The sequence below is a fragment of the Pseudomonas sp. NPDC087336 genome, from assembly GCF_044744285.1.
Classification (GTDB): Bacteria; Pseudomonadota; Gammaproteobacteria; order Pseudomonadales; family Pseudomonadaceae; genus Aquipseudomonas.
The window spans coordinates 105330-115869 of sequence record NZ_JBIUYA010000021.1; the positions used below are offsets into that span (position 1 = coordinate 105330).

Annotated in this window: 9 protein-coding genes; 8 read left to right on the forward strand and 1 reads right to left on the reverse strand. The window is 62.9% G+C overall.

Annotated elements, in window-relative coordinates:
* The first annotated feature begins 91 nt into the window (after positions 1–91).
* Complete coding sequence (locus ACIO0C_RS20950; protein WP_401314941.1) at positions 92–886, forward strand: substrate-binding periplasmic protein; 795 nt, start codon at positions 92–94, stop codon at positions 884–886.
* 99 nt (positions 887–985) lie between these two features.
* Positions 986–1999: a GNAT family N-acetyltransferase gene (locus tag ACIO0C_RS20955; RefSeq protein WP_401314943.1), complete on the forward strand. Its 1014-nt coding sequence runs from the start codon at positions 986–988 to the stop codon at positions 1997–1999.
* Positions 2000–2050: 51 nt separating this feature from the next.
* Here the strand turns inward: ACIO0C_RS20955 and ACIO0C_RS20960 are convergent, their stop codons facing one another.
* Positions 2051–2218, reverse strand: a complete 168-nt coding sequence (locus tag ACIO0C_RS20960) for a DUF2897 family protein (RefSeq protein ID WP_272603176.1) — start codon at positions 2216–2218, stop codon at positions 2051–2053.
* Between the two features lie 293 nt (positions 2219–2511).
* Between ACIO0C_RS20960 and kdpF the strand changes: the two genes are divergently transcribed.
* From kdpF to ACIO0C_RS20990, 6 genes are all read left to right on the forward strand, one after another.
* Positions 2512–2601 (forward strand): K(+)-transporting ATPase subunit F, encoded by a 90-nt coding sequence (gene kdpF / locus ACIO0C_RS20965; RefSeq protein WP_401314945.1) that lies wholly within the window; start codon positions 2512–2514, stop codon positions 2599–2601.
* 8 nt (positions 2602–2609) lie between these two features.
* Positions 2610–4304 (forward strand): potassium-transporting ATPase subunit KdpA, encoded by a 1695-nt coding sequence (gene kdpA / locus ACIO0C_RS20970; protein WP_401314946.1) that lies wholly within the window; start codon positions 2610–2612, stop codon positions 4302–4304.
* An 11-nt stretch (positions 4305–4315) separates the two neighbouring features.
* A complete protein-coding gene (kdpB, locus tag ACIO0C_RS20975) occupies positions 4316–6373 on the forward strand; it encodes a potassium-transporting ATPase subunit KdpB (RefSeq protein ID WP_401314947.1) in 2058 nt (685 codons plus the stop codon).
* Between the two features lie 52 nt (positions 6374–6425).
* Positions 6426–6971 carry a potassium-transporting ATPase subunit KdpC gene (gene kdpC, locus ACIO0C_RS20980; RefSeq protein ID WP_401314949.1) on the forward strand — a complete coding sequence of 182 codons (546 nt, stop codon included), beginning with the start codon at positions 6426–6428 and terminating at the stop codon, positions 6969–6971.
* A gap of 55 nt (positions 6972–7026) precedes the next feature.
* A complete protein-coding gene (locus ACIO0C_RS20985; protein WP_401314950.1) occupies positions 7027–9672 on the forward strand; it encodes a DUF4118 domain-containing protein in 2646 nt (881 codons plus the stop codon).
* A 68-nt stretch (positions 9673–9740) separates the two neighbouring features.
* Positions 9741–10430, forward strand: a complete 690-nt coding sequence (locus ACIO0C_RS20990) for a response regulator (protein WP_401314952.1) — start codon at positions 9741–9743, stop codon at positions 10428–10430.
* The last annotated feature ends 110 nt before the right edge of the window (positions 10431–10540 follow it).

Here is a 10540-nt window from a genome sequence, read left to right on the forward strand (position 1 = left end):
GTGTGTGCGGGTCGTAAGGAAACTGGCTAACTGGGCGAAACCGCCTAGCTTCAATGCATTGATGCAGTATTTCGGGGAGTGGGTTGTTTTGATGTCTTCGCCAATACGGACGGCTTCGCGACTTTTACTGGCAGTACTCGCGACGTTATCAGTCATGCCGACCCAGGCCGCGCAACTGGTGCGCATCGGTGCCGCACACTTTCCGCCCTATACGGTGCGCCCGGAGTCCGGTGCCGACACCGGCCTGTTGCCGCAATTGGTCGAGGCCCTCAACACCCTGCAAAGCGAGTACCGGTTCGTGTTGGTACCCACCTCCATTCCCCGCCGCTTCGGCGACTTCAAGCAAGGCCGGGTGGACATGGCGATTTTCGAAAACCCCGACTGGGGCTGGAGAGACATACCCCACACCAGCGTCGATATGGGCCTGGAAGATGCCGAAATCTTCGTCGCGCAACGCCTGCCCCAGCGTCAGCAAGGCTACTTCAGTGAGCTCTCCGGCAAGCGCCTGGCATTGTTCAGCGGGTACCACTACGAATTCGCCCATTTCAATGCCGATCCCAAGTTCCTCGCCACTCACCACAACGCTACCTTGACCTATTCCCATGACAGCAACCTGCTGATGGTGCTGCGTGGCCGCGCCGATGTCGCCCTGGTCACACGGTCCTACCTGAGCGACTACTTTCTGCGCAACGAGAAAGTCGCCAATGAGTTGCTGGTGTCCGAGCGGGTTGACCAGATCTATCACCATTACGCCATTCTGCGCCCGACCGCGCCGATCAGCGGTGAGGCCTTCGGCAAGTTGCTGCAAGGGTTGCGCGATAATGGCCAGATGCTGAGGATTTTCGACCCCTATAAAATCGCGGTATTGCCGGTGCCGGGTAACTGAGCGGACACCGCAGGTCGCGTATCGGCTCATGTCGCTTAAATTTCCAGGTTCGGCTCACGTCAACCGTTGACCTGTCGACGAATATCGTGAGCCCGACCCATGTCTAATTCGAATGTGCTGACTGCGTTGCCTTTACCCACCGGCAGCAGTCTTGTAGCCGATGAAACCGCAACCGGGCTGAGCCTCAGTCTTGAGGGCCAGCCGCTGATCCAGCTGCAGCTGACGCGCGAGCCCGAGTTGCTGCTGCAGTTGCACGAGGGCGCAGCAAGCCTCGACAATCGAGCCGTCTGGGCCGCGTGTTATTGGTTGTTCGCCCGTGACTCTGCTTGCCAGCGACTGCTCTGGCAACTGGATGAAGTTCCGCCTGCCGCCTTGCTCAGCGCATTGCTGGTGCCTACCGATACGGTTGGCCAATACCGTAGCGAACGTTCGCTGTTCTGGCAGTTGCCACAGCCATGGTTGGGCCACTCGCTGACGGGCTGTTACCCACAGCAGATGGTCATCAGCGGCGGCAAGCGTCACCCACTGCGCCCGCCGAAACCGTGTGGCGAGGTGTATCGGCGTTTCGATGTCCGGCTGGGGGCCTGGATTTCCCTGCGCACGGTGGATATCAACGAGGATCTTGCGCGCTTCAATCGCTGGCAGAACAGCCCTCGGGTGGCGAATTTCTGGCAGGAGCAAGGCAGTCTGCAACAGCATCGAGAGTACTTGGGCAAACTCCAGGACGATCCCCATACCCTGACATTGATCGGTTGTTTTGACGATCAACCCTTTGCCTATTTCGAAGCCTACTGGGCCAAGGAAGATCGCATCGCACCCTTCTATGATGCGGATGATTACGACCGTGGCATCCATATGCTGGTGGGGGAAGAACATCACCGGGGTCCGCACAAGGTAGCGAGCTGGCTGTCGGCGCTGGTGCACTACCTGTTTCTCGATGATCCACGCACCCGGCGGGTGGTCGCCGAGCCCCGTGCCGACAACGCGAAGATGATCGGGCATATGCAGGGCCGGGGGTTTCATTGCGAGAAGGAATTCGACTTTCCACACAAGCGCGCAGCATTGATGGCGCTGGGGCGCGAGCGGTTTTTTGATCGCTGCTCGTTGACCTGAACCGCAGGAAAATCGTCCGAATGCCATGCAAGGCTTCGGACGATTTTTCAGCTAGCGGTCCTGCGCTTCCTTGGCGTCCATTTCCGCATTGCGTTCGGCGACGCGTTTGCGCTGTTCATCGGTCAGCTCAACCTTGTGGGCGGTGTCGCGCAGCAACATCAGACCGCCAACGATAGAGCCAATGGCAACCACCAGAATCAACCAGGCATACCAGGGCATGGGACCTCCTTGAAAGCCGGTCGGCGGGCGAGGGTTTCGCCTGTCGAACGTGCATACCACTTTGAGCGATTGGATGTCGCAGTGGTTCCATTCTATGCCTGTTCGACGTTGTTCACCTGCAGGAGTGAGCCTGCTCGCGATAAGGCCCGCCAGAGCAACGCTGTAACAACACCATAAACCCACTCTTTACGCTTTCTTAATGCCCCGCCACACCCCTCGGTCTCGTTCCTTTACAGCCTCCCTGCCGACAATACCTCCACACGCGGCAATACGCCGTAACACGGAGAACTTCCATGAGCGTTCAGGACGGAGTGTCACTGCTGTTGGCAGTGGGGCTGTTCATTTATCTGTTGGTTGCGCTGTTGCGCGCGGACCGGAACTAGGAGCGGATATGCACAGTTATGACTTTTGGCAGATCCTGGCGTTTTTCGCACTGGTACTGGTCCCGGCGCCGTTTCTCGGGCGTTTCTACTACAAGGTCATGGAAGGCCAGCGCACCTGGCTGACGCCGATCCTGGGGCCCGTCGAACGCGGTTGTTATCGTCTGGCCGGCGTTGATCCGCAGGCCGAACAGAGTTGGCAGAAGTACACCCTGGCCTTGCTCGCCTTCAACCTGGCGGGTTTTGTGCTGTTGTTTGCGATCCTGTTGTTCCAGGACCACTTGCCGCTGAACCCGCAAAACCTGCCGGGCCAGGAATGGACGCAAGCGTTCAATACCGCCGTCAGCTTCATGACCAACACCAACTGGCAGTCCTACAGCGGCGAAGCGACCCTGAGCTACTTGAGCCAGATGATCGGCCTCACCGTGCAGAATTTCGTCAGCGCCGCCACCGGTCTTGCCGTTCTGGTTGCGCTGTGCCGAGGTATCGGTCGCAAATCCACGGCATCGCTCGGCAGCTTCTGGGTCGACATGACCCGTGCCACCCTCTACTGCTTGTTGCCGCTGTGCCTGCTGTTGGCGCTTTACCTGGTCTGGCAGGGCGTACCGCAAACCTTCGCGCAATACGTGAATGCCGTGACCGTGCAGGGCGTCGATCAAGTGATCCCGCTGGGCCCGGCCGCCAGCCAGATTGCGATCAAGCAACTGGGCACCAATGGCGGTGGTTTCTTCGGCGTCAACTCGGCGCATCCGTTCGAGAACCCGACGGCCTGGAGCAACCTGTTCGAAGTCGCCTCGATAATCCTGATCCCGGTGGCGCTGGTGTTCACCTTCGGCCATTACGTGAAAGACCTGCGCCAGAGCCGCGCGATCATCGCCTGCATGCTGGCGCTGTTTTTGATCGGCGGTGCGACGTCGCTGTGGGCTGAATACCAACCCAATCCGACCCTGGCCAACGTCGCCGTCGAACAGACCGCACCGCTGGAAGGCAAGGAGGCGCGCTTCGGTACCACCGCCACGGTGCTGTGGTCGGTGACCACCACGGCGGCGTCGAACGGTTCGGTCAATGGCATGCATGACAGCCTCAACCCGCTCAGCGGCATGGTCGCGCTGGTGAACATGATGGTCGGCGAAGTGATCTTCGGCGGCGTCGGCGCGGGGCTCTATGGCATGTTGCTCAACGTGCTGATCGCGGTGTTCCTCGCCGGCCTGATGATCGGCCGGACGCCGGAATACCTGGGCAAGAAACTGCAGGCCCGGGAGGTGCAACTGTTGGTGGTGACCTTGCTGGTCATGCCGGTCGGCGTGCTGGTCCTCGGTGCGATCGCCGCCAGCCTGCCAGGGCCTGTGGCCTCGGTGAGCAACCCCGGTGCCCATGGTTTCAGCCAGTTGCTCTACGCCTACACCTCGGCCAGTGCCAACAACGGTTCCGCGTTCGGTGGCTTCGGCGCCAACACATCGTTCCACAACCTGATGCTGGGCCTGGGCATGTTGATCGGTCGCTTCGGCTACATCCTCCCAGTATTGGCCTTGGCTGGCAGCCTGGCGGCGAAGAAAACCGCACCGATCGGGCAGAACAGCTTCCCGACCCATGGTCCGCTGTTCGTGACCCTGCTGACCGTGACCATTTTGCTGGTGGGTGGTTTGACCTTTCTGCCGACGCTGGCGTTGGGCCCTGTCGCTGAACATTTGAGCATGGGCTTCTGAGGGACTATTTGATGAATATGCCTGTCGTTAAACCGGTTGCCGCGAAGGCACCGGAACAACCGAAAACCGCTATCTCGGCCCTGTGGCGCCCGGCGCTGGTGCAAGCCTTCGTCAAGCTCGACCCACGGCAGTTGCAGCGTGCACCCGTCATGCTGGTGGTCGAGCTGACCGCAATCCTCACCACCGTGCTCTGCTTCGTGCCGGACACGGCGGTACCCACCTTCGTCGCCGCGCAAATCGCGCTATGGCTGTGGTTCACCGTGCTGTTCGCCAACTTCGCCGAGGCCTTGGCCGAAGGTCGCGGCAAGGCCCGCGCCGACAGCCTCAAGGCCGGCAGCGAGGGCTTGAGCGCCCGGCGCAAAACCAGCAGCGGCAGGTTTGAAGTGGTGCCGGCCGCCAACCTGCGCAAAGGCGATGTGGTGCGCGTCGAAGCGGGGGAGATGATCCCCGGGGACGGCGAAGTGATCGAAGGCATCGCGGCGGTCAACGAAGCGGCGATCACCGGTGAATCGGCGCCGGTGATCCGTGAATCCGGCGGCGACCGCTCGGCGGTCACCGGCAACACCCGGCTGGTGTCGGACTGGCTGTTGGTGAAGATCACCGCCAACCCCGGCGAGTCGACCCTGGACCGCATGATCGCCCTGGTCGAAGGTGCCAAACGCCAGAAAACCCCGAACGAAGTGGCGCTCGACATCCTGTTGATCGGCCTTACCCTGATCTTCCTGCTGGTGGTGGTCACACTGCAGCCGTTCGCCCACTTCGCCAATGGCAGCCTGCCGCTGGTGTTCCTGGTGGCGTTATTGGTCACGCTCATCCCGACCACCATTGGCGGCTTGCTGTCGGCCATCGGTATCGCCGGCATGGACCGCCTGGTGCGCCTGAACGTGATCGCCAAGTCCGGTCGTGCGGTGGAAGCGGCGGGGGACGTGCACGTCCTGTTGCTGGACAAGACCGGCACCATCACCTTCGGCAACCGTCGTTGCTCGGCGGTTCATGCGGCGCCTGGCGTCACCGCCAGGGAACTGGCCGAAGGCGCTTTGCTGGCTTCGCTGGCCGACGACACCGCCGAAGGCAAGTCGATCGTCGAATACCTGCGCGGCACTCACCCGCAACCGGAACCGGCTGCCGAGGTGCTGACAGCCGTGCCCTTCAGCGCCGAGACCCGTTTGTCCGGTGTTGACTATCAGGGGCGCGTGTACCGCAAGGGCGCAGTGGATTCGTTGCTGGCGTTCGTTGGCAAACAGCGTGCTGATCTCCCTGCGGCCCTGTTACGGGAAGTCGACAGGATCGCGCAAAGCGGCGGTACACCGTTGCTGGTCTGCGCCGACGGCAAACTGCTCGGTGCTATCCACCTCAAGGACGTGGTCAAGCCCGGCATCCGCGAGCGTTTCGCCGAGCTGCGCAAGCTCGGGATCCGCACCGTCATGGTGACCGGCGACAACCCGCTGACTGCCGCGGCGATTGCGGCTGAAGCGGGCGTGGACGACGTGCTGGCCGAAGCCACGCCGGAGAAAAAACTGGCACGGATCCGCCACGAGCAGAACGACGGTCGTCTGGTGGCCATGTGCGGCGACGGCGCCAACGACGCCCCGGCTCTGGCTCAGGCGGACGTGGGCATGGCGATGAACGACGGGACCCAGGCGGCACGCGAAGCAGCGAACATGGTCGACCTCGACAGCGACCCGACCAAGCTGCTGGACGTGGTGCAGATCGGCAAGGAACTGCTGGTGACCCGCGGCGCGCTGACGACCTTCTCCATCGCCAACGACGTGGCCAAGTATTTCGCCATCCTGCCGGCCCTGTTTGCCGCGATCTACCCGCAACTGGGCGTGTTGAACGTCATGCAGCTGCACAGCCCGCAGAGCGCGATTCTCTCGGCGATCGTGTTCAACGCCTTGATCATCGTGGTGCTGATTCCCCTGGCGTTGCGCGGTGTGCGCGTGCAGGCGGCGAGCGCGGCGGCGTTGTTGCGGCGCAACTTGCTGATCTATGGCCTGGGCGGGATTGCGGTGCCGTTCGTGGGCATCAAGGCGATCGACATGCTGTTGACGGCGCTGCATCTGGTTTGACCCTGGGGCGGTGTGCCAGGCACACCGCTTTACCGAATTCGAGGAGTTTGAGATGTCCACAATGATACGCCCGGCCCTGAGCCTGCTGGTCCTGATGACCCTGATCACCGGCGTCGCCTATCCCCTGGTTGTCACTGGCGTGGCCCAGGTCGCCTTCCCGGATCAGGCCAATGGCAGCCTGGTGCGCGATGTCGACGGCAAGGTTCGCGGCTCATCGCTGATTGCCCAGGAATTCGTCGGCGACGCCTGGTTCCACCCGCGACCATCGGCCGGTGCCTTCGCCACCGTTTCGAGCAGCGCCAGCAACCTGTCGCCGAGCAACCCGGCCCTGGCTACTCGGGTGATCGATGAGGCCAACAAGCTGCGGGTGCCAGGGCAGGGGCCGGTACCGCTGGCACTGGTCACCACATCCGGCAGCGGCCTCGATCCGCACTTGCCACCGGCGGCGATTGCCTATCAACTGGCGCGTGTCGCGGCGGCGCGCAACCTGCCGGTGGCGACGCTTCAGAACCTGTTGGATGCGCACATCGAACAGCCGTTGGTAGGCCCGCCGGTGGTGAATGTGCTTGAGTTGAATCTGGCGCTGGAAAAACTTTAGTAGACGATCGTTCCCACGCAGAGCGTGGGAACGATCAATAGAGAGAACATAAAGCATGAGCGACACCGGCCGCGCCGACGCGCTATTAGCAGACCTGCCCCGCGATGGCCGTGGCCGGCTCAAGGTCTTTCTCGGCGCCGCGCCCGGTGTTGGCAAGACCTACGCCATGCTGCAAGCCGCCCACACCCAACTGCGCCAAGGCGTGAAAGTCATTGCCGGCGTGGTCGAAACCCACGGCCGCGCCGAGACCGAAGCGTTGCTCGGCGGCTTGCCGCAACTACCGTTGGTACGCTCGTCATACCGGGGCGTGGAACTCGAGGAAATGGACCTCGACGGTCTGCTCGCGGCCAAGCCCAGGCTGGTGCTGGTGGACGAACTGGCCCACACCAATGCCCCCGGCAGCCGTCACGAAAAGCGCTGGCAGGATATTCAGGAACTGCTCGCCGCGGGCATTGACGTGTACACCACGGTCAACGTCCAGCACCTGGAAAGCCTGAATGATCAGGTGCGCGGCATTACGGGCGTGCAGGTGCGCGAAACCCTCCCGGACTGGGTGTTGCAGGAAGCGTACGAACTGCTGCTGATCGACTTGCCGCCACGGGAGTTGCTCGAGCGTCTGCGCGACGGCAAGGTTTACGTGCCGGAGCAGGCACGGGCGGCAATTGATGCGTTTTTCTCCCAGACCAACCTTACCGCCCTGCGCGAACTGGCAATGCAAACCGCCGCCGCCCAGGTCGATAACGATCTGACCCAGGGCTATCGCCAGCTGGGGCAGGCGGCGCCGACGGTGCGCGGTCGCTTGTTGGTCGGCGTCGATGGCGATGCCCAGGCCGAGCGCCTGGTGCGTCATGCCTGCCGCGTCGCCCAACGTCGGCATCTGCCGTGGAGTCTGGTGCATGTGGATAACGGCAGCGCGCGTGACGAGCAGTCGCGGCTGCGTCTGCAGGGTGCCCAGCAACTGGCCGAACGCCTCGGCGGTGAAGTGGTGCTGCTGCGGGCTGGCGAGGTGGCCAAAACCCTGATCCAGCACGCCGCCGAACGCCGCGCCAGCCTGGTGCTGGTCGGCCAGTCGCGGCCGCGCCTGCGTCGTCGATTGTTCGGTGGCGGTCTGGCGGCGCGCCTGCTGCGCAATGCCCGCGGGCTGGAAATCAACGTGCTCGACACCGAGCATGAACAGCATCAGCCACGCCAGCGTTCGATGCAGTCGCAGGTAGGGTTCGACTATGCCCTGGCCGTGGTGGCGACGCTGTTGGCCAGTGCCCTGGCCTGGGCGGTGGCGAGTGTACTGGCGTTGCCGAACATCTCGCTGGTGTTCCTCGCCGCCGTGTTGCTGGTGGCGGTGCGCAGCAGCCTTGGCCCGGCGCTGGTCTGCGCGGCGTTGTCGTTTCTGACCTACGACTTTCTGTTCATCCCGCCGAATTTTTCCTTCAGCATCCAGCGCGAAGAAGACGTGCTGACCTTGCTGTTCTTCCTGCTGATGGCGGCCCTCACCGGCAACCTTGCGGCACGCCAGCGCCGGCAATTGCAGGCCCTGCGTGACACCCAGGAAGAGACCAGCGAATTGCTCGACCTGTCGCGCAAACTTACCGCCGCCACCGACCGTCAGGCCGTGATCAGTGCAGCGACCCAACACCTCAACGGCTGGAGTGATGTGCAACTGTGCCTGCTCAATCGCGACGGTCAGGGCGGCTGGAAAGTCGAAACCGGTGGCCCGCTGGAGTTCACCGAAGCCGAACGCGCCGCCGCCGATTGGGCCTGGCAGCACGATCAACCGGCGGGCGCGGGCACCGGGACCTTGCCGTTCGGTCGTTGGTGGTGGTGGCCGCTGTCGGTGGAGGAGGGGCCGCTGGCGCTGCTCGGTGTGTGTGCGAAAGAAGGCCAGGCCTTGAGCGGCCAGCGTCGGCGTTTGTTGACCGCATTGAGTCAGCCGCTGGCCCAGGCGCTGGCCCGCGCACAACTGGCCGATGACCTGGAAGCCGCGCGGTTGCACGGCGAAACCGAGCAACTGCGCAGTGCCTTGCTGGCGTCGGTGTCCCATGATTTACGCACGCCACTGACCTCCATGCGCGGCAGCATCGATAGCCTGCTGGCCCTCGGCGAGGCCATTCCACTGGAAGATCGCCGTGAATTGCTCGAAGGCACCCGCGATGAAGCCGAACGCCTTGATCGCTACATTCAAAACCTGCTGGACATGACCCGCCTCGGTCACGGCGCGTTGAAGCTGGCGCGGGACTGGGTATCGCCGGCGGACATCGTCGGCAGTGCGCTCAATCGCCTGCGCGCCGTACTGGCGCCGTTGCAGGTCAGCACCGAGGTGCCGGCGCAACTGCCGCTGCTGTTCGTGCATGCGGCACTGATCGAACAGGCGCTGGTCAACGTGCTGGAAAACGCCGCGCGCTTTTCGCCCGCCCATGGGCGCCTGCAATTGCGTGCCGGGGCGGACGAGACAGAGCTGTTTTTCTCGGTGAGCGACGAAGGCCCGGGAATTCCGCAGGCCGAGCGGGCGAAGATTTTCGACATGTTCTACACCGCCGCCCGCGGTGATCGTGGCGGGCAGGGCACCGGGCTGGGGCTTGCGATCTGTCAGGGCATGGTCGGTGCCCATGGCGGGCGGATCAGTGTCGGCGACGGTATCGAGGGGCGCGGCACCTGCATCACCTTGCACTTGCCGCTGCAGGCGCAGCCAGCCTTTGAAAATTAAGAGCCGAAAGTGAAGCCTGATCGCGCTTGCGCTACTCTCTTGCCACTTCCTTGTATTGATGTGAATTCATGAGCCAGACCGCGACCATTTTGGTTATCGACGACGAACCGCAAATCCGCAAATTCCTGCGCATCAGCCTCGCTTCCCAGGGCTATAAAGTGCTGGAGGCAGGTACCGGTACCGAAGGCCTGGCGCAAGCGGCATTGAACAAACCGGACTTGCTGGTGCTCGACCTCGGCCTGCCGGACATGGACGGCCAACAGGTGCTGCGCGAGTTTCGCGAGTGGTCGACGGTGCCGGTGCTGGTGCTCTCGGTGCGAGCCGGCGAAGGGCAGAAAGTCGAGGCGCTGGATGGCGGTGCCAATGACTACGTGACCAAGCCGTTCGGCATCCAGGAATTCCTCGCGCGGATTCGCGCGCTATTGCGTCAGGCGCCGGTGGGCGAGGCCCAGCAAGCGGCGCTGGCTTTCGGCCCGCTGACGGTGGACTTGGCCTATCGCCGGGTATTGCTCGATGGCAGCGAAGTCGCGCTGACCCGCAAGGAGTACGCGGTGCTGGCGCAATTGGCACGGCATCCCGGGCGGGTCATCACCCAGCAGCAACTGCTCAAGGACATCTGGGGGCCGACCCATACCGAAGACACGCATTACTTGCGGATCGTGGTCGGGCACCTGCGCCAGAAACTGGCGGACGACCCGACGCAGCCGCGGTTCATCGTAACCGAGGCGGGGGTGGGGTATCGCTTACTCGATTCATGATCGTTCCCACGCTCGGCGTCACTAGTGTCCGGTAAAAACCGAAGGGGGAGCTTGCTCCCCCTTGCTGTTGGCGGCCGTCAGTCATAATCGGATTTTTCAGACTCGATTTT